We start from the raw sequence: 18,706 nt of genomic DNA, 5'->3' as shown, positions 1-18,706 counted from the left end.
AACCCCCATGTCATTGATCAACGAATACCGCGCAACAGAAGAAGCCATCAAAGAATTGCAAGCCCGCCTGCAAAATCTGCAACAAGACGACAAACTGCAGAAAGAACTTGAGTTCGAAGGCAAACTGCGCACGTTGATGGGCGAATATCAGAAATCCCTGCGCGACATCATCGCGCTGTTGGATCCAGAGTCCAAAATGAAGGCGCCACGTGGCGCTGCTGTAAAGCCGGTTGGCACCAAGCGCGCTCGCAAGGTCAAGCAATACAAGAACCCGCACAACGGTGAAATCATCGAAACCAAAGGCGGCAACCACAAGACGTTGAAAGAGTGGAAAGCCAAGTGGGGCGGCGACGAGGTTGAAGGCTGGGCAACTCTGCTGGGTTAATTCCCGGGTGTAGAGTCAGTCGTCGCACTGAAACGTCCGACCCCAAAAAAACGCCAACTGATGCTGGCGTTTTTTATTGCCTGCCATTAATCCAGCCTGGCTTAAAGCGCCAGACGCTGTTTCAACATCAGAGAGTATTCCTGCCATTGAGCGAGCACCTTGAGTTGCTCGGGCGTGGCCTTCAGTGAGAGCTCGATCAGCGCACGGCTGAATGCCTTGAGCGTATTCGGCGCGCCGGCCTGAGGATCGCTCAGGCGCAACTGACAAAACGCCAGCCAGCGCTGTTGCTCTGCAACGCTCAGGGTTTCAGCAAAGTTGCGGGCGCGATAGCGGAATAACAACTCGGGCAGTCGATGATCATCGAACGGCCAGACATCGGTAGCCAGTTGCTGCGGCTCGGCAGTTCGCACCTGCTCGCAGAGACGACGGTCCCGGTCATTGATGAAGCCGTCGTATAACTGCTGTTCCGGATCTTCACTGGCAGCGAAGTTGTCGTTGGCGTACACGCTTTTCAACTTGTCCTGCCAGATCGTCTGCCCTTCATTCAATGCGGCGACGCGCGTTTTATAGACACTCATGTCCAATTGCAGACGCTGACGGTCCTCCTCACGAAGCACGCTCAGCGGGGCAATGACCGGGCATTTATTTACATGCAGCAATTTGAGCGGGACCGGTAACTGGCCTTCGAGCAGATCTTCGCGACGGGTATATAGACGCTGACGCAAGGTCTCGCCATCTTCGTCCAGCAGCGGGCTGTGGTCATGGAACAGGTCACAGACAATCAATGCATTTCGATTGACCGGATGCCAGGCCAGCGGGAGTACAACGCTCACATAACTTCGCGCCGCGGAAAACCGACCCGATATATGCACAAGCGGCTGCATCAACCGAATCTGATCCTGCACCTTGTGCTTGAAGCGCAACTCAAAAAGATAATCGTAAAGTTTGGGTTGTTTTTCGCGAACCAGGCGCGCCAGTGCGATGGTCGCGCGGACGTCGGAGAGCGCGTCGTGGGCCTGACCATGGTCGATCCCGTTGGCCGCCGTGAGCCGCTCGAGTTTCAGCGTGACCCGGCCCTCTTCTTCCGGCCAGACAATGCCTTCGGGGCGCAATGCGTAAGCCGTGCGGACCACGTCGATCAGATCCCAGCGGCTGTTACCGCTCTGCCACTCGCGGGCGTAAGGATCGAAGAAGTTTCGGTAAAGGCTGTAGCGGGTCATCTCATCGTCAAATCGCAACGTGTTGTAACCCGCGCTGCAGGTGCCAGGGAGTGACATCTCTGCGTGCAATCGCGTCATGAAATCCGCCTCACACAGGCCCTTTTCCGCAAGCCGGTCAGGCGTAATGCCCGTCACCAGACACGCGGCCGGATGGGGCAGGATGTCATCGCCAGGCTGGCAATAGAGGTTGATCGGTTCGCCGATCTCGTTGAGCTGATCGTCCGTACGAATGCCCGCCACTTGCAGCGGCCGGTCGTTGCGTGGATTGATCCCGGTGGTTTCGTAGTCGTACCAGAAGATGCTGGAAGTCACGGGCTGATCCTGAGCAAAAGACCGGGCGAGTTTATCAGATGCCTTTGGGCGTCTGACGCCAGCGGATGCACACCACCGCTTGGGATACTGCGACACAGTTTGTGCGAAAGTGGCGGCTGTCTGTGGGGAGCAAGTTGTAACAGGACCCTTCCCACACTGTGTCCAGAATCATCCGGTTGCTTAGCCGCTCCGGCGTGGCTAGCATCAAACCTCTTTCACCGGCGTACCTTTCTTTATGTCCCTTTCCCATGCAGAGCCAGGAATTGCTGCGCCGCTTGTCCTGCTGGACACCCGTGTTCGCATGGAAACGCCCGAGGGCATAGACCTCATCCTGCGCCCCGCCGGTTTACTGCCCCGCTCCGTTGCGTTCGGCATCGACCTGATGATTCGCGGCGTATTGCTGGCTGCCCTGTTTTTTGTGCTGGGAACGCTGGGCGACTTCGGCACCGGACTGTTCATGCTCGCGCTGTTTCTCGGAACCTGGGGCTATATGGTGCTCTTCGAGGTGCTGCACCAGGGGCGCACGCCGGGGAAACAGATCATGGGACTGCGGGTCATTCATGATGACGGCACGCCGATTGGCTGGTCGGCCTCAGTGCTGCGCAACCTGCTGCGTTTCGTCGACATGCTGCCCTTCGGCTACTGCGTTGGCGGGTTCACCTGTTTGCAGCACCCGCTGTTCAAACGCCTGGGGGATCTGGCGGCCGGCACGCTGGTCATCTATCGGGATTTACCCCCGCAGCGGTCGCCACTGGCCGAAGCCACTGCGGTGAGCCCACCGCTGCTCCTCTTGCTGGAGGAGCAGCGCGCCATTCAAGCCTTCGCCGAGCGCCACGACACTCTTTCCCCGGCGAGGGCTCAGGAGCTCGCCGCCATCGTCACGCAGCCGTTGCAGCTGGCTACCTCGCCAGATCCGTACTATCCGGTCCAGCAACTACACGGCATCGCCCGCAGCCTGGCCGGTTCGTCATGAAGCAGAGCCTGTTCGAACAACGCCATGCAGACGACTGGCAGCGTTTTGCAACGCGTCTTGAGGCGCTGGAAGGGAGTCGACGTAAAAGCGAATCCGGTGCTGGCTTCAGCCGCGAATACCGTCAGATCTGCCAACACCTTGCGCTGGCGATTGACCGTGGGTACGCCAGTTATCTGGTCGAGCAACTGCAACAGCTTGCAATGCGCGGCCACCAACAGTTGTATCGCCACCGAAGCCAGTTCACTGCGCAGTTGCTGAGCTTCGTGCTGGCGGACTTTCCGCGGCTGGTGCGTGCTGAATGGCGATGGGTTGCCCTCGCCGGCCTGCTGTTTTTTGGCAGTCTGACGCTCATGGCGCTGCTGGTCTACGGCTATCCGGATCTGGTCTACAGCGTCGTCAGCCCGGCCGATGTCGCCGAGATGCACGCGATGTACGAGCCTGCCGCGCGGCGCATCGGGCAGACGGCCGAGCGCGCATCGAGCACTGACTGGCTAATGTTCGGTTACTACGTCATGCACAACGTCGGCATTGCTTTCCAGACCTTCGCCAGCGGCCTGCTCTTCGGCGTCGGCAGTCTGTTTTTTCTGTTTTTCAACGGGCTGATGATTGGCGCGGTTGCAGGCCATCTCACCGACGCTGGCATGGGGGCAACTTTCTGGCCGTTCGTGGTCGGACACAGCGCCTTCGAGCTGACCGGCATCATGCTGGCGGGTGCGGCGGGGCTCAAACTCGGATGGGCGCTGGTGGCGCCTGGTCAACTGCGCCGGAGCGAGGCGCTCCAAGGCGCTGCGCGGACCAGCGTACGACTGATCGGCGGGGTCATGATGTTCCTGCTCATCGCCGCATTCATTGAGGCGTACTGGTCGTCGATGAGCTGGCCACCAGCGACGGCCAAATATGGGGTGGGCGCTTCTTTGTGGCTGCTCGTCGGCGCCTACCTGACGCTTGCCGGACGCACGCCCCATGCGCCTGACTGACGCCAGCGTTGTCATACGCCCACGTACGCCCTGGGAGGCCATCGACCTGGGCGTTCTTCTGGCCCAACGGCACCGCGGCTTGCTGATGACCAGCTGGGCCATCGTCACCTTGCCGGTCTTCGCAATGATTACCCTGCTGCTGTGGGATTACCCGTCGGTGGCAGTGCTCGTGTTCTGGTGGCTGAAGCCGGCCTACGAACGGCTCCCGCTGCTGATTCTGTCCCAGGCGCTCTTCAGCCCGGGACCTTCGCTCAGGCAGGCGCTGAAAAGCTTCCCGTCCGCACTCAAACCGCAGTTGATAGCGAGCCTGACGTGGCGCCGTCTGAGCCTCAGCCGCAGCTTTTATCAGCCGGTGCAGCAACTCGAAGGACTCGACGGGTTGCCGCGTGCGCAGCGGATTGCCGTGCTTGGACAGAAGGATTCCCGGGCGGCGCGTCTTCTGACCGCGCTGGGCAGCACCCTTGAACTGACTTTCTGGATCGGCCTGATGGTGCTGTTCTATGCCATGATTCCGCCGCAGATCGAAGCCGACTGGTCGTGGCGCAGCTTGCTGGACATCGAGGGTGAGTGGAACTGGCTGGAGCATCTGACCAACGGGTTTTATGCCTTGGTCCTTATCGTCTGGGGGCCGGTGTATGTGTCGTGCGGGTTCGCGCTGTACCTCAATCGCCGAACCGCGTTGGAGGCGTGGGACATCGAACTGGGTTTCCGCAAGCTGCGTCAGCGGGTTATGGGCAGCGCACTGGCGTTGCTACTGGCCGGGTGCCTTGCACTGACGTTGCTGCCGTCTTCCGCCCTGGCAGAGTCGGCGCTAAACCCGTCGATGACAGACCCGTCAATGGCGGACGAAATCCCCAGCGAATCGGGCAATAGCTGCCCGTTGCCGCCGCTGGACAACCCGCAGACGGACGAGAACGTGGCCTCGCCCGATTCACCTCGCCTGCTTAATCAACCGCTGACCAGCCAGGCGTCACAGAACGCCATCCATTCAGTGCTTGAGCAACCGCCGTTTAAAAATCCCAAACCAGTGTCCGGCTGGCGCATCGCCCAGCCAAAACAGGATGCCAGCCATGATGCCAGGTCAGCCAAGACACTGACCTGGCTGGCGCGGCTGGTCGTCGGCCTGCTCAACGTGGGCAAAACCTTATCAACGCTATTCGGGGCACTGTTATGGACGCTCGTCGGCCTGACGGTCGCGTGGGTGATCTGGCGCTATCGGGCCTGGGTCGCCACCTTCGTTGGTAAACGCACGCCCAAGGCAATTGCACCACAAGACCTCCCTCAGCAACTCTTTGGCCTGCAGGTTCGGGCTGAAAGCCTGCCGACGGATGTCGCCGGTGCAGCGGAGAGGCTGTGGCAGCAGTCACCACGCGAGGCGTTGAGCCTGCTTTACCGCGCACTGCTGAGCCGCCTGTTGACGGATTACCAGCTGCCGCTGAGAAGCGCAGACACCGAGGGCCAGATACTGGCGCGGATCGCCGAGCTCAAGCAGCCCTCCCTCGATGACTTCAGCCATGAGCTGACTCGGCACTGGCAGAATCTCGCGTACGGGCACCAGATGCCGCCGGATCAGGCACGGCAGACGTTGTGTGCAGACTGGCGGAAGTTGTTCGCGCAAGGGGCAGGGGCATGAGCCGGCGCTGGATCATCGGGCTGGTCGCCACACTGATGCTGGCAAGCATCGTCATCGCCAGTGTGCCCGTACTGAAGCGGCTCGAGCGTTACCAGGAAACCGTCGATCAGGGCCCTTCTCCCGAGGCGCTGGCCAACCCTTACCTCGCCGCTCAGACGTTCCTGCGTCAGCGGAACATTGTGGTGAAGACGGTCGAAACCCTCGCCACTCTCCCGGATATCCAGGACCAGCCGCAGACGCTCATGCTGCTGGATTTTCGCGACAAGATGACGCCGTCCGAGGTCCAGCGCTTGCTGGCCTGGACCCGTTCGGGAGGCCGGCTTCTGTTTGTTGCGGAACAACTGTGGGACCCGACCAAGGGGAGCAGCGGCGACCTGTTGCTGGATCAATTGCAGATTCATCAATTTCTCACCCTGGATCTGCAAGAGCAGGACCGCGAACGTCAGCGCGAACAGCTCAAGCCGGTCATCCCGCTGAGCACTCCGGACATTCAAGGCTCCGAAACGCCGTGGCCCGAGTTGACCCGGCTATTCCTGCAAAATGAAAACGATCCGGCCTACATGAGCTTCGACCCGGCCTTCCACCTGGATGACCCCGAGGATCATGCGCAGTCATGGGCCAACAGCGCTGACGCCACGCACCTGCTGCAAATGGTGTACGGCTCCGGATTGATCACCGTCGTCACCGACGCCGACCTCTGGAAAACCCACGCCATCGGCGAATACGATAATGCCTGGCTGCTCTGGTACCTGAGCCAGGACAGCACTGTCACGATGGTGCTGCGCACTGAACACGACAACCTGTTCGGCCTGCTCTGGAAATACTTCCCACAAGCCCTCCTCGCGTTGACGCTGTGCCTCATCGCAACGCTTTGGCATGCAGCCATGCGCCATGGCCCGATGCTGCCAGTCCTGTCCCGTGGTCGCCGTCAGCTCAGCGAGCACCTGCGGGCGAGCGCCGACTTCATGCTCCGCCGCGAAGGCCAGCACGCCGCGTTGCGCGCCTTGCAGCAAGACATCCTGCGCCGCGCCCGGCAACGGCATCCCGGTTTTGAAACCCTGGCCGTCACCGAACAATGGCAAACGCTGGCGCGCATGACACGTCAGTCCACCAGCAGCATCGGCCAGGCATTGCGTCCGCGGCCAGAGCAGCGCCTGTCCAGCAGCGAATTCACCCGTCAGGTTGCGTACCTGCAAACCATCAGGAATGCCTTGAGCGGGTAGAAGGCAAAACCGCAGTCTCATGACGCTGCACTGGCTACTGGGATGCCGAATCAGTCTTCGACTGCATCAACAACTTTGTTGACGTAATTCTCGACGAACCAATCAGGCAAATCCTCGAACCGAAATTCGAAATCAATGCCGTTGGTGACCTCGGCAAGCAAAACGGCCTCAGCTTCCGAGTTATCGAAAATGTAAGCACGATCGGTCGCCTCGACTGCAGCAGGAAGCAAATCAAGCGAGCCCTTGTAGCGCTTGCGACTTTTGTCTTCAGGTACGTTGTGACCACCTTCTGCAACTCGGTTGGCGACTCTCTGGATGTTGATGTCCACAGAATCAGTGGAAACGTAATAGAGGTAGGTACGGTAGCCCTTGCGCTGTGCCAGCTCCAGAAACTCGACTTTGTCAGGGCTGGACATCACCGTTTCAAAGGTGAAATTTTCGCCGAGTTCAAGCAGCTGATGTCGAATGAAATCTGCAATCGCCGACGCGAAGTAGGAATCCATGGGTACAAACGTGAAGTCAACGCGATCGCCATTCAGACCGATTAACTTTGCCTGGCCCTGTCTGTTGAATCTGACGAGCAGCGCGTGCTCATCGATAAATGAATGCAATGCCTGGGGGGTGGTGCGAATTGTGTAGCTGGAAAGGTCCAGAAAACCGGTTTCTTTGACTTCGTGTTCGATGTCATCCGCGTTGACGTAGATACCGAAGGTTCGCCGGGACAAATCCCTTCATCGTGGATTTACCGCTGCCATTGGGCCCTGCCCAGCAGCGTGCCCTAGGCACTGGTTTTCAGCCGGCGAACCTTAAGCACTTTGCCGAGCTGGACTTTGGTACGAGGCTTGGCTTCGGCGATCACCCGCATCGAGCCGTCAGCTTTGGCTTCAACCATATTCGTACCCTGGATGCGATAGACAGTCAGGCCTGATGACAACGCTCGGTAATACGCCGAAACGGTCGCGCTTGCAGCCAATACGGGGATTTTGTCCTCAAGATTCAACATGTCTTCTTCGGACAATGTGTTTAATTCGACCTGAGCCATGGCGTTCTCCGGCATTCAGTTTCATTTGGTAAGGAGGTTCGTCGTGATTCTAGCCCAAGTGGGGCCGCCAATCTCGACCCGGTTGTTTAACAGGACCCGAGCGAATCGCTTGAGGGTTCTGGACATCGACTCAAGATCGGACAAACATGGCTCCGGCTCTGTTCGACCAAGCTTCGACACGGCATCGCTGTCGACCTTTGAGTCTCCATATATTCACAAGATGCGGCGAGCCATGCAGCTCGCTCAAGACGCCCCGACATAATCCCCCGCAAATTCAAATGAGGTAAGCGCTCGATTTATGGACGATAAAACGGACCTCAACGTTAGCAAAACGCCTGAGCATGGGAGCGATCAACCGACCGAGCCAGGCCACGCCGCCAATCACCTCCCCACTCCAGAACACGGGGCCGTGGACCACAAGCACATCGAGCCAGCCACCCCCTCGGGCAGCAATCCGGCGCAGCAGCGCCAGCGCGCGATTCATCTGGCGCAGGCGGTGCGACACGAGTTGCAAAAAGCGGTGATCGGCCAGGACGCCGTCATCGATGATGTACTGACTGCACTGATAGGCGGCGGCCATGTGTTGCTTGAAGGCGTTCCCGGGCTGGGCAAGACGTTGCTGGTACGGGCGCTGGCCCGGTGTTTCGGCGGCGAGTTCGCGCGGATTCAGTTCACCCCTGACCTGATGCCCAGCGACGTCACCGGCCATGCCGTTTATGACATGCAGAGCGAGCAGTTCAAGCTGCGCAAAGGGCCGCTGTTCACCCATCTGCTGCTGGCGGACGAGATCAACCGCGCACCGGCGAAGACTCAGGCCGCGCTGCTTGAGGCGATGCAGGAACGTCAGGTCACGCTGGAAGGCCGCGCCCTGCCGGTGCCGCAACCGTTCATGGTGCTCGCGACGCAGAACCCGATCGAGCAGGAAGGTACTTATCCGCTGCCTGAAGCCGAACTCGACCGCTTCATGCTCAAAGTGCGTATGGATTATCCCCAAGCTGATCAGGAGCTGGAGATGGTCCGCCAGGTGACCCGTTCGACGCGCTCCGACATGCTCGACATCCAGCCCCTGCGCACCTTGATGCAGGCAAAAGATGTGCTAGCGCTGCAACGCATCGCCGGCGATCTGCCGGTGGATGAACAGGTCCTCGATTACGCCGTACGGCTGGCCCGCGCCACCCGTACGTGGCCGGGCCTGACACTCGGCGCGGGGCCGCGAGCGTCCATCGCGCTGATTCGGGGAGCCCGCGCGCGTGCACTGTTGCGTGGCGGCGAGTTCGTCGTACCCGACGATGTCAAAGGTTGTGCGCTGGCGGTGCTGAGGCACAGGGTCAGGCTGGCCCCGGAGCTGGACATCGAAGGGTTGTCGGTGGATCACGTGCTCAAGCAATTGCTGGATCAGGTGGCGGCGCCGCGCCGATGAAACAACTGCTCAAGCCTTCGACCCGCATGCTCTGGTGGCTGGCCGTTCTGCTCGGCGTGTCGGTGCTACTCGGCATTTTGCAGGCATTGGGTCGAGGCCCCGTTGCACGGCTGGATGGCTTTTTCTGGACCCTGCTGTGGGGAATGGCTGCCGTGGCAGGACTGGATGCAGCATGGCTGTGGCGCTTGCCCTCCCCTCGGGTCAAGCGGCATTTGACCGGCAGCCTTGGGATGGGACGCTGGAGCGAGGTGCGGGTCGAGCTGGAACACGATTCGCCCCGCGCGCTGCATATGACCCTCTTTGATCACGGCCCCTCCGAGCCGGACGCCCGCTACGAAACCGACAATCTGCCCCAGGTCGTCGTGCTGCGGCCCCAGCGCACGGCCCAGCTGACCTATCGGCTGCGGCCGGCCAGCCGGGGGGATTTCACTTTCGAACGGACCGAAATACTCATGCGCAGCCCGTTGCGCCTGTGGTCATCCCGGCGGTATGTGCCCAGCCATGACGCCGTCCGGGTGTACCCTGATTACGCCCGGCTGCAGAACGGGCAGTTGCTGGGCGTCGAGAACTGGCTCAGGCAGATCGGCATCCGCCAGCAACCGCGTCGGGGACTGGGCCTGGAGTTTCATCAGCTGCGCGAATTTCGTGAAGGCGACAGCCTGCGCCAGATCGACTGGAAAGCCACGGCCCGGCATCGCGCGCCCATTGCCCGGGAATATCAGGATGAGCGCGATCAGCAAATCCTGTTCATGCTCGACTGTGGCCGACGCATGGGCAGCCAGGACGGCGAGTTGACGCATTTCGACCATGGGCTGAACGCCTGCCTGCTGTTGAGCTATGTGGCCTTGCGTCAGGGCGACGCGGTCGGTCTTTCAACCTTCGCGGGCGATCAGGACCGGCATTTGCCACCCGTCAAAGGCGCGGGGCAGCTGAACGTGCTGTTGAATCACCTCTACAACGTCAACGCGACCCAGCGCCCCGCCGATTATGCGGTGGCGATGCGAGCCCTCCTCGCGCGGCAGAAGCGACGGGCGTTGGTGGTGTTGATCACCAACCTGCGGGACGAGGATGACGAGCAATTACTCGAAGCGGTCAAACAGCTGAGTCGCCATCACCGGGTGCTGATTGCCAGTCTGCGCGAGGCCGTGCTCGACGATCTTCGTCAAGCGCCGGTGCACACCTGGCAACAGGCCGTGGACTATTGCGGAACGGTCGACCTGCTCAACGCACGCAGCGGGCTGCATGAGCGTTTGATCGCCCATGGCATCCCTGTGCTGGATGTGCGCCCCAGTGAGCTGGGGCCAGAGTTGGTAAGCCGATACATGAGCTGGAAAAAAGCCGGCGCGCTGTAGGGCGCCGGCCTTCAGGCGGACGCTTCGAGCGGATAGAAGCTGAAATAGCGCTGCAAGGCCTGAATGAGGACAAAGTATTCCGCCGGCGCCGCTTGCACACGGAAGCCGGAATCGAATATGCGCGGGGTTTCGTCTTCCTGACACCACAGGCAGCTGGCGTCGATGTCGATGTGGTAGAGGCCGCTCTTGCCGTCAGGCACTTTCAGGCGCAGCTGAAAATCGGCCCCCACCAGAATGGGCAGATCGCTGATCAGCATCAGGCCCTGCTCTGACACGTTCCCCAGACAACCCAAGGGTTTATCGGTGTACCGGTTGAACACTTGCAGGTAGTAAGGCAGTTGGTGACGCTCTATTCGTCGTTCATTAAGCATGCGGACACTCGCCCTGAGATGACCATTGAGCATGGCCGCGCTAGTGCGTTGGGATTCGGTTGCACGGAACTGCCAGACCCGTAAAGCCAGAACCCATCAATGGATAAGCCCATCACGGCATCTGACTCACTCGGTACTGGCAAAAGTCACTGACTCCCATGGCCGATCGGCGTTAAACACCCCTATCGGGCTCGCTTTCGGATCAGTGGCACTGCCACCTTCGTCAAAACACTTAGGTCCCTACCCATCGCAGCCTAGCTCAGGTTTTCCCGATATCCACTCGAAAACGCTACCGTACATCCACTCGGGTGTAACTAACGTGAAGCAGGGCGCGGTGTGGCGGGCGGCGCCAGGTTGTCATGGCCGAGCTGATGCAGGGTGTCCAGACGGGCCTTGGCGCGGAACGCGTATTCGCTTTCCGGGAACTGGGTGATGATGTACTGGTAGGTCTGTACCGCATCCATGTAGAACTTCTGGCGCTCCAGGCACTGACCCCGCAACATTGACACTTCGGGCTGCACGTAGCGACGCGAACGGCTCTCCCGGTCGACTTTCGACAGGTTGTACATCACCGCGTCACAGTCGCCCTGGGCGTAGGCGCGGTTGGCATTGTTCAAATGGCTGTTCATTGCCCAGCGGGTGCAACCACTTAAGGCAAGCAGCGCCACTAATATCATCACGATTCGCATGAGAGTCTCCTGTGCTCAGCCCTTGTATCGGCGTACTCCGGGATTTCTTCAAGGCCGATTTGAGCCCCGCCGGCCTGCCGATTGCCCAGCGATCAGGGGGTCAGGTAGTGCAAAGGAACAATGACTACAGAGCAATACAGTAGTAGCCTCTCGCTGCGCTTCATTTAAGGAGTTTGTGCATGACCGTTCGCCGCACCAAAATCGTAGCCACACTGGGCCCTGCCAGTAATTCGCCAGAAGTCATCGAAAAGCTGATTCTTGCTGGCCTGGACGTCGCCCGCCTTAACTTCTCCCACGGTACGCCCGACGAGCACAAGGCTCGCGCGAAGCTGATCCGCGACATCGCCGCCAAGAACGGTCGGTTCGTCGCGTTGCTGGGTGACCTTCAAGGCCCGAAAATCCGCATCGCCAAATTCGTCAACAAGAAGATCGAGCTGAAGGTAGGTGACAAGTTCATCTTCTCCACCAGCCATCCTCTGACCGACGGCAACCAGGACATCGTCGGTATCGATTACCCCGATCTGGTCAAGGACTGCGGCGTCGGCGACGAGCTGCTGCTGGACGATGGGCGCGTGGTCATGCGCGTCGACACGCAAACCGCCGATGCACTGCATTGCACCGTGACCATCGGCGGCCCGCTGTCGGATCACAAAGGCATCAACCGTCGCGGCGGCGGCCTCACGGCACCGGCGCTGACCGAGAAAGACAAGCAGGACATCAAGCTCGCTGCCGAAATGGACCTGGATTACCTGGCCGTTTCGTTCCCGCGTGACGCGGCCGACATGGAATACGCGCGCAAGCTGCGTGACGAATCCGGCGGCACGGCCTGGCTGGTGGCGAAGATCGAACGCGCCGAAGCCGTTGCCGACGACGACACCCTCGATGCCCTGATCCGCGCCAGTGACGCGGTCATGGTTGCCCGTGGCGACCTGGGCGTGGAAATCGGCGACGCCGAGCTGGTGGGCGTCCAGAAGAAAATCATCCTGCACGCGCGTCGCCACAACAAGGCGGTGATCGTTGCCACGCAGATGATGGAATCGATGATTTCCAGCCCCATGCCAACCCGCGCTGAAGTGTCCGACGTGGCCAACGCCGTGCTCGACTACACCGACGCCGTGATGCTGTCCGCTGAAAGTGCCGCGGGCTCATACCCTGTGGAAGCCGTTGAAGCGATGGCGCGTATCTGCGTCGGCGCTGAACGTCATCCGACCGGCAAGACCTCCAGCCACCGCGTCGGTCACTCGTTCACCCGTTGTGACGAAAGCATCGCGCTGGCCGCCATGTACACCGCCAACCACTTCCCTGGCGTAAAAGCGATCATTGCGCTGACTGAAAGCGGCTATACCCCGCTGATCATGTCGCGCATTCGCTCCTCGGTGCCGATCTACGCGTTCTCCCCGCACCGCGGCACCCAGGCGCGCGCGGCGATGTTCCGTGGCGTCTACACCATTCCGTTCGACCCGGCCGCACTGCCGCCTGGTCAGGTCAGCCAGTCGGCTGTGGACGAACTGGTCAAGCGCGGTCTGGTTGAGCAAGGCGACTGGGTCATCCTGACCAAGGGCGACAGCTACCACACCATCGGCGGCACCAACGGCATGAAGATCCTGCACGTCGGCGACCCAATGGTTTAAGCGACACCGAAACACGAAAAAGCCCCGCCTCGTGAGAGTGCGGGGCTTTTTTATGTCCGCACGGCGCCCAACATGCTGACTGCCGTGTGGAACAGACCGACCCGGTACTAGCCAAAGCAGTATCCAGTTCAGGCACGCATTCCCACTGTCATTTATGTCAGTAGCTCCGGTAAAAACGCAGGTCTACAGTTAACAGTTCAGATGACCATCGGAAGGGAAATCACATGAACAAGGAAACTATCGTCAGTGGAAAACCGGACCTGACCTTCGGTACCGGTGGGCTCGCACACTTACCTCCGACCATGAGGTATGCAGGTAATGTGATGTGGAAGCCTGGCGCGGATGCTCTGGTGGTCGGCGCCTCCGAGCAAGACGGGCATTTTCTCGTCACGCGCTTGCTGAAAGACGGCAACGTTGATGTCACGTTCGGAAATAACGGCATCATTCAGGGCCAAATACTACTTGAGCAGATATCGATGGGTGTGAGTGCCTTCGACGTCGAATCCAGTAAGACAGTCATTGTGGTGAACACCTCGACCCCCGGCGGTGGGTATATCCCCTGTGCAACCCGATACGAAGAGGGCGGCATCCTCGACCTAAATTATGGACAAGGTGGCATCCTGCAGCTTGCTTATCCCGGGACCCTCGGCAGTGACCACCTGCCGGCTCATGACCGCCTGCCGAATGTCGAGAGCCAGCGGCAGTCACTCGCGACGACAATGCCAACCGGATCAACGGGACTAACGCCCTCCGGCAAGCTCATAGTGGGTTGGTGGTACGTCAACGAAAGAAAGACCGTTATTTACCAGGTTGATGACACTGGCAAACTGGACACTTCCTTCAATGGAGTGGGTTACGTGACTTACCCAGAGGCGCTGGGCTCTAGCTCACTGAGTGCGTTATTAATCCTGGCATCGGGGAAACTCCTCGCCGTCGGCGAGCATAGAAGTGAATCCGGCGCCTTCTATCCATTTTTGGTTCGGTACAACGAGACTGGCACGCTGGATAATGAGTTTGGAAAGGACGGAAGCGGCGTCGTAGAACTTCAATCGGACCAATATGCCGGTTATATCCTGAACGGCTGTATTGAAACCGAAGTGGGGAATCTGATCATTTTTGGTCGGGATGCCGCAGGCAATGCCCGGCTTATAGGTCTTGTGGGTGACGGCAGCATTGATCCGTCGTTTAGACCCGACAAAGTCCCCGATGTATTCGAGTGGCTTAGCGCAGCATACGACGGAGACAAACTCGTCGCTGCGGGCCATACGTCTGACCCGCGCTACGTCATCATCGCGCGCTACAACACAGATGGCTCTCTTGATCCTGCATTCGGGTCCGATTCAGGCTGGGTACGCCTCGACTACCCCGGCATACCCGAGTCTCCGACGCCGTACGACGTAAAAGCCGTGGATGAAAAGATACTTATAGCCGGCGGCAGCTTCGTCACGCGTATTCTTGCCTGAGGGTGTGTGGGGAGCCAAAAAACGATTGGCGGACTGTCAGCCCTTCTCCGCAAATACGTCCGCCAGTAACTGACCACGGGGCAATCCGGCAATGAACAGCCGCTTCGAAAACGCCTCGACGCTGGCGGGCGACCCGCAGACCAGCGCAATGGTCTGACGAGACGTCACGCGCAACCCACTCAGCTCGGCCGCAAAGTTTTCCTGATTGATCAGCTCCACGTGCAGGTTCGGATGCTGGATCGCCAGCTCGCCCAGCGCCCCTGCCAAGTAATGCTCTTGAGGCTCACGCGCCAGATGCAACAGGCGAATTTCACCCTGATGGTGCTGCCGCAACGCCTCGTGCAGCACACCCCACAACGGTGCTAATCCGGTCCCCGCCGCCAGCAGCCATAACGGCCGGTCCTGCCAGTCAGGGTCGTAATGCAACGCGCCGCCTTGAAGTTCGCCGAGACGGACAGGATTGCCCGGTTGCAGCCTACGGGCGACATCAACGAAAGCGCCCGGGCGCTGGCAGTCGATGTGAAACTCCAGAAAGGGATCGTTCCCCGGCACACTCGCCAACGAGTAGGGCCGTGCTACGCCGCTCTCGGTCCACAGCACCAGATGCTGTCCGGCACGATAGCGCAAAGGACGTTCGGGGTTCAGTCGCAGGCGCAGCACCGATGCGCTGAGCCAGTCAGCCCCGACGACGGTTGCCGGCAAGCCATCGCGCAAGGGATCGAAGATCTCAACGGTCAGATCGCTCGTCACCCGGCACTGGCACGACAGCCGCCAGCCCTGGGCGCGCTTGTCGGCCTCCAGCGCATCGGGCGCGGCGTCCAGCGGATCGCCACTGACGCAACGCACCATGCACGTGTGGCAACTGCCGGCGCGGCAACTGTAGGGGACGGACAACCCGGCGTCGTTAAGCGCGTCGAGCAAATTCGCCGCAGGCGACACCGACCATTGCCGGTCGCCCACACGCAACTCAGGCATCGGCGTAATCCCAGGCGCCGTGGCAACGGTTGCGGCCCTCGTGCTTGGCGCGATACAGCGACTGGTCGGCGCGTTGCAGTGCGCGGTCCATGTGGTCGCCACGCTCAATGACGGCCATGCCGATGGACAGGCTCAGGTCCAGTTCAGGAAACTCCGGCAGCGTGACCCGGGTAAACGCCAGCCGGATACGTTCGCAGCAATCGACCAACTGCGCACGGGTGCAGCGAGGGATAAGCAACACGAATTCTTCACCGCCATAACGCGCGAGGATGTCGTCGGAGCGAAGGCACTGGGCAGCGGTTTTGCCGAACACCTGCAGCACCCGATCACCCGCCGCGTGACCATGGATATCATTGACCCGCTTGAAGTGATCCAGGTCGATGAGCGCCAGCCCGGCGGTGTAATTGCCGTCCATGAGCTCAAGTTCCCGGGTCGCTATGCGCAGGAAGTGACGGCGGTTGTAGAGGTTGGTGAGTTCGTCGGTGGACGCCAGCTCTTCGAGCTGGAGCATCATGCCGCGCAGGGTTTCCTGGTGCGCCTGCAAGGTGATCCGCCGCTGGTGCATGCGATTGCGCGAGTTCTGCACGAAGCGCGCGAACAGGCACAGCCAGGAGAAAACGATGAACAGCGCGCAGGTCTGAATCACCGCCAGCCCCGGATCGGCGAGGCGTCCGCGGCTGGCGTCCCAGAGGTTGACGCCGGCGAACCCCAGCAGGGCAAACAGGGCGCAACGCGCGAAAATACTGGGGCGCAGATGAAACAATCCGAACATCAGCACCAGCACGTAAACGAGCAGAAAGGTGCCGCGGGAGGCTTCCGTATGGCTAATCAGAAACGTCTGCCAGCCCAGCCCCAGCAACACCTGAAACTCGGTCAGGCTGGGGTCTTTGAAGCGTCGATTGTAGCCACCAAAAAACACCAGACTCAACGCGGCCTGACAGAAGAGCACCAGCACACTGGTGCACCAGATCCCGAAGAAAGTGGCGTGATAGTAGCCGGTAAAATACGCCATCCATACGAGCATCAGCCCCAGCACGTAGGTGCCGGTAGCGAGCGCGAAACGTTTCAGCAGCAAGCGCTGGATAGTTTGGGCATTCACTCGTTGACTCATCATGGGTATTAAGGGTCCGTCCCGTACCGGCAAGATGACCTGTGATACTTTTCAGGCACCAGATCGAAGCAATCCTGCGCCGTGCGCGGTAATGCAGGCAGCTTGCCACTGTAGTGCTTGCGCAAAAAAATGACTATTCAAATTCCTGTGTTCCAGACGGCCGTAGCAATCTGTTTCACCGGTGTTCCGGTATATACGTTGTACGATGTTCGACCATTGATTGGCGCTCGGCAGATGTACCTTATTTGACCTCGGGTTATACTGCCGCGCCTTTTTTACCCCGGCCTGCCGAGGTGTTGCCCGGCTGTCTGACGCCTGATCAAGATGCTTTCATCCGGCCCATGCGGTCCCGTCGCCACCCGCAATTCGAATGTTCCCGCCAAATCAGAGGAGCGCGCCCAATGACCGTGATCAAGCAAGATGACCTGATCCAGAGTGTCGCTGACGCCTTGCAGTTCATTTCTTACTACCACCCCGTTGATTTCATCCAGGCCATGCACGAGGCCTACCTGCGAGAAGAGTCGCCCGCCGCACGCGACTCCATGGCCCAGATCCTGATCAATTCGCGCATGTGCGCCACCGGTCACCGGCCAATCTGCCAGGACACCGGCATTGTGACCGTGTTCGTCCGCGTCGGCATGGACGTGCGCTGGGATGGCGCGACCATGGGCCTGGACGACATGATCAACGAAGGCGTGCGTCGCGCCTACAACCTGCCGGAAAACGTCCTGCGCGCCTCGATCCTCGCCGATCCGGCCGGCGCCCGCAAGAACACCAAGGACAACACACCTGCGGTCATTCACTACTCCATCGTTCCGGGTAATACCGTGGAAGTGGACGTGGCGGCCAAGGGCGGCGGTTCGGAAAACAAATCGAAGATGGCGATGCTCAACCCGTCCGACTCCATCGTCGACTGGGTGCTGAAAACCGTGCCGACCATGGGCGCCGGCTGGTGCCCACCCGGCATGCTCGGCATCGGCATCGGCGGTACGGCCGAGAAAGCGGCGGTCATGGCCAAGGAAGTCTTGATGGAATCCATCGACATCCACGAGCTCAAGGCGCGCGGCCCGTCGAACCGTCTGGAAGAAATGCGTCTGGAGCTGTTCGAGAAGGTCAACCAGCTGGGCATCGGCGCCCAGGGCCTCGGCGGTCTGACCACCGTGCTCGACGTCAAGATCATGGATTACCCGACCCACGCAGCGTCCTTGCCGGTCTGCATGATCCCCAACTGCGCCGCCACCCGCCACGCCCACTTCGTCCTCGACGGCTCCGGCCCGACTTCGCTGGAAGCGCCACCGCTGGACGCCTACCCGGAGATCGTCTGGGAAGCCGGCCCGTCGGCGCGCCGTGTCAACCTCGACACGCTGACGCCGGAAGACGTGCAGAGCTGGAAGCCGGGCGAAACCGTCCTGCTCAACGGCAAAATGCTCACCGGTCGCGATGCTGCGCACAAGCGCATGGTCGAGATGCTGAACAAGGGCGAAACCCTGCCGGTAGACCTGAAGGGCCGCTTCATCTATTACGTCGGCCCGGTTGATCCGGTCGGTGACGAAGTGGTGGGGCCTGCCGGGCCGACCACCGCGACGCGGATGGACAAGTTCACCCGCCAGATCCTTGAGCAGACCGGCCTGTTGGGCATGATCGGCAAATCCGAGCGCGGCCCGACCGCCATCGAGGCGATCAAGGACAACAAAGCGGTTTACCTGATGGCCGTTGGCGGCGCCGCTTATCTGGTCGCTCAGGCGATCAAGAAGTCGCAAGTGCTGGCGTTCCCGGAGCTGGGCATGGAAGCGATCTACGAGTTCGAAGTCAAGGACATGCCCGTCACGGTTGCCGTCGACAGCAAGGGCGAGTCGGTTCACATCACCGGCCCCGCCATCTGGCAGAAGAAGATCAGTGAAAGCCTGGCGGTGGAAGTGCAGTAAGCGT

Annotated in this window: 17 protein-coding genes; 10 read left to right on the top strand and 7 right to left on the bottom strand. The window is 60.3% G+C overall.

All coding sequences use genetic code 11. The features are described from left to right. The first annotated feature begins 7 nt into the window (after positions 1-7). Complete coding sequence (gene mvaT, locus M1E04_RS05185) at positions 8-385, top strand: histone-like nucleoid-structuring protein MvaT (RefSeq protein ID WP_065992265.1); 378 nt, start codon at positions 8-10, stop codon at positions 383-385. Between the two features lie 101 nt (positions 386-486). Here mvaT and sbcB read toward each other — a convergent pair whose 3' ends face one another. Continuing rightward, a complete protein-coding gene (gene sbcB, locus M1E04_RS05180; RefSeq protein ID WP_456292506.1) occupies positions 487-1,917 on the bottom strand; it encodes an exodeoxyribonuclease I in 1,431 nt (476 codons plus the stop codon). 235 nt (positions 1,918-2,152) lie between these two features. Here sbcB and M1E04_RS05175 point away from each other — a divergent pair, with 235 nt between their 5' ends. From M1E04_RS05175 to M1E04_RS05160, 4 genes are read left to right on the top strand one after another with little or no spacing between them, the layout of a single operon-like run. Continuing rightward, positions 2,153-2,890, top strand: a complete 738-nt coding sequence (locus tag M1E04_RS05175) for an RDD family protein (RefSeq protein WP_456292505.1) — start codon at positions 2,153-2,155, stop codon at positions 2,888-2,890. Then, the gene (locus tag M1E04_RS05170) at positions 2,887-3,867 is read left to right on the top strand and encodes a stage II sporulation protein M (RefSeq protein ID WP_296307912.1); all 981 of its coding nucleotides are present in this window, start codon (positions 2,887-2,889) and stop codon (positions 3,865-3,867) included. The genes M1E04_RS05175 and M1E04_RS05170 overlap by 4 nt, the downstream gene beginning before the upstream one ends. Continuing rightward, positions 3,854-5,500 (top strand): DUF4129 domain-containing protein, encoded by a 1,647-nt coding sequence (locus M1E04_RS05165; RefSeq protein WP_456292504.1) that lies wholly within the window; start codon positions 3,854-3,856, stop codon positions 5,498-5,500. Before M1E04_RS05170 ends, M1E04_RS05165 begins: the two co-directional genes overlap by 14 nt. Further along, complete coding sequence (locus M1E04_RS05160) at positions 5,497-6,723, top strand: DUF4350 domain-containing protein (protein ID WP_192132813.1); 1,227 nt, start codon at positions 5,497-5,499, stop codon at positions 6,721-6,723. The genes M1E04_RS05165 and M1E04_RS05160 overlap by 4 nt, the downstream gene beginning before the upstream one ends. A 50-nt stretch (positions 6,724-6,773) precedes the next feature. Here the strand turns inward: M1E04_RS05160 and M1E04_RS05155 are convergent, their stop codons facing one another. Further along, the gene (locus M1E04_RS05155; protein ID WP_342214620.1) at positions 6,774-7,448 is read right to left on the bottom strand and encodes a zeta toxin family protein; all 675 of its coding nucleotides are present in this window, start codon (positions 7,446-7,448) and stop codon (positions 6,774-6,776) included. Between the two features lie 53 nt (positions 7,449-7,501). Next, positions 7,502-7,765: a hypothetical protein gene (locus M1E04_RS05150; RefSeq protein WP_192132812.1), complete on the bottom strand. Its 264-nt coding sequence runs from the start codon at positions 7,763-7,765 to the stop codon at positions 7,502-7,504. Positions 7,766-8,063: 298 nt separating this feature from the next. Between M1E04_RS05150 and M1E04_RS05145 the strand changes: the two genes are divergently transcribed. Beyond that, positions 8,064-9,185 (top strand): AAA family ATPase, encoded by a 1,122-nt coding sequence (locus tag M1E04_RS05145; RefSeq protein WP_369318434.1) that lies wholly within the window; start codon positions 8,064-8,066, stop codon positions 9,183-9,185. Beyond that, complete coding sequence (locus M1E04_RS05140; protein ID WP_456292503.1) at positions 9,182-10,537, top strand: DUF58 domain-containing protein; 1,356 nt, start codon at positions 9,182-9,184, stop codon at positions 10,535-10,537. Before M1E04_RS05145 ends, M1E04_RS05140 begins: the two co-directional genes overlap by 4 nt. An 11-nt stretch (positions 10,538-10,548) precedes the next feature. Here M1E04_RS05140 and M1E04_RS05135 read toward each other — a convergent pair whose 3' ends face one another. Together M1E04_RS05135 and M1E04_RS05130 are read right to left on the bottom strand one after the other, a co-directional pair. After that, positions 10,549-10,908, bottom strand: a complete 360-nt coding sequence (locus M1E04_RS05135; protein ID WP_456292502.1) for a PilZ domain-containing protein — start codon at positions 10,906-10,908, stop codon at positions 10,549-10,551. A gap of 314 nt (positions 10,909-11,222) precedes the next feature. After that, positions 11,223-11,597 (bottom strand): tetratricopeptide repeat protein, encoded by a 375-nt coding sequence (locus M1E04_RS05130; protein ID WP_455913226.1) that lies wholly within the window; start codon positions 11,595-11,597, stop codon positions 11,223-11,225. Positions 11,598-11,776: 179 nt separating this feature from the next. Here M1E04_RS05130 and pyk point away from each other — a divergent pair, with 179 nt between their 5' ends. Continuing rightward, a complete protein-coding gene (gene pyk, locus M1E04_RS05125; protein ID WP_065992245.1) occupies positions 11,777-13,228 on the top strand; it encodes a pyruvate kinase in 1,452 nt (483 codons plus the stop codon). 224 nt (positions 13,229-13,452) lie between these two features. Beyond that, positions 13,453-14,691, top strand: a complete 1,239-nt coding sequence (locus M1E04_RS05120; RefSeq protein ID WP_192132805.1) for a hypothetical protein — start codon at positions 13,453-13,455, stop codon at positions 14,689-14,691. 36 nt (positions 14,692-14,727) lie between these two features. Here M1E04_RS05120 and M1E04_RS05115 read toward each other — a convergent pair whose 3' ends face one another. Then, positions 14,728-15,666 (bottom strand): iron-sulfur-binding ferredoxin reductase, encoded by a 939-nt coding sequence (locus tag M1E04_RS05115; protein WP_456292501.1) that lies wholly within the window; start codon positions 15,664-15,666, stop codon positions 14,728-14,730. Beyond that, complete coding sequence (locus M1E04_RS05110) at positions 15,659-16,765, bottom strand: GGDEF domain-containing protein (protein WP_410928500.1); 1,107 nt, start codon at positions 16,763-16,765, stop codon at positions 15,659-15,661. The genes M1E04_RS05115 and M1E04_RS05110 overlap by 8 nt, the downstream gene beginning before the upstream one ends. A 413-nt stretch (positions 16,766-17,178) precedes the next feature. Between M1E04_RS05110 and M1E04_RS05105 the strand changes: the two genes are divergently transcribed. Then, on the top strand, positions 17,179-18,702 hold the full coding sequence (locus tag M1E04_RS05105; protein WP_369318440.1) for a fumarate hydratase: 1,524 nt from the start codon (positions 17,179-17,181) through the stop codon (positions 18,700-18,702). Positions 18,703-18,706 lie beyond the last annotated feature (4 nt).

The organism is Pseudomonas sp. AK106, assembly GCF_053903055.1.
Note: the sequence above shows the minus strand (reverse complement) of the source record. Positions and strands in the feature narration are given on the sequence as shown.

What these genes read in the sequence shown, in the direction of transcription:
- mvaT (WP_065992265.1), top strand. Translation starts at nt 8, where the DNA reads ATGTCATTGATCAACGAATACCGCGCAACAGAAGAAGCCATCAAAGAA.
- M1E04_RS05175 (WP_456292505.1), top strand. Translation starts at nt 2,153, where the DNA reads ATGTCCCTTTCCCATGCAGAGCCAGGAATTGCTGCGCCGCTTGTCCTG.
- M1E04_RS05170 (WP_296307912.1), top strand. Translation starts at nt 2,887, where the DNA reads ATGAAGCAGAGCCTGTTCGAACAACGCCATGCAGACGACTGGCAGCGT.
- M1E04_RS05165 (WP_456292504.1), top strand. Translation starts at nt 3,854, where the DNA reads ATGCGCCTGACTGACGCCAGCGTTGTCATACGCCCACGTACGCCCTGG.
- M1E04_RS05160 (WP_192132813.1), top strand. Translation starts at nt 5,497, where the DNA reads ATGAGCCGGCGCTGGATCATCGGGCTGGTCGCCACACTGATGCTGGCA.
- M1E04_RS05150 (WP_192132812.1), bottom strand. Translation starts at nt 7,765, where the DNA reads ATGGCTCAGGTCGAATTAAACACATTGTCCGAAGAAGACATGTTGAAT.
- M1E04_RS05145 (WP_369318434.1), top strand. Translation starts at nt 8,064, where the DNA reads ATGGACGATAAAACGGACCTCAACGTTAGCAAAACGCCTGAGCATGGG.
- M1E04_RS05140 (WP_456292503.1), top strand. Translation starts at nt 9,182, where the DNA reads ATGAAACAACTGCTCAAGCCTTCGACCCGCATGCTCTGGTGGCTGGCC.
- M1E04_RS05135 (WP_456292502.1), bottom strand. Translation starts at nt 10,908, where the DNA reads ATGCTTAATGAACGACGAATAGAGCGTCACCAACTGCCTTACTACCTG.
- M1E04_RS05130 (WP_455913226.1), bottom strand. Translation starts at nt 11,597, where the DNA reads ATGCGAATCGTGATGATATTAGTGGCGCTGCTTGCCTTAAGTGGTTGC.
- pyk (WP_065992245.1), top strand. Translation starts at nt 11,777, where the DNA reads ATGACCGTTCGCCGCACCAAAATCGTAGCCACACTGGGCCCTGCCAGT.
- M1E04_RS05120 (WP_192132805.1), top strand. Translation starts at nt 13,453, where the DNA reads ATGAACAAGGAAACTATCGTCAGTGGAAAACCGGACCTGACCTTCGGT.
- M1E04_RS05115 (WP_456292501.1), bottom strand. Translation starts at nt 15,666, where the DNA reads ATGCCTGAGTTGCGTGTGGGCGACCGGCAATGGTCGGTGTCGCCTGCG.
- M1E04_RS05105 (WP_369318440.1), top strand. Translation starts at nt 17,179, where the DNA reads ATGACCGTGATCAAGCAAGATGACCTGATCCAGAGTGTCGCTGACGCC.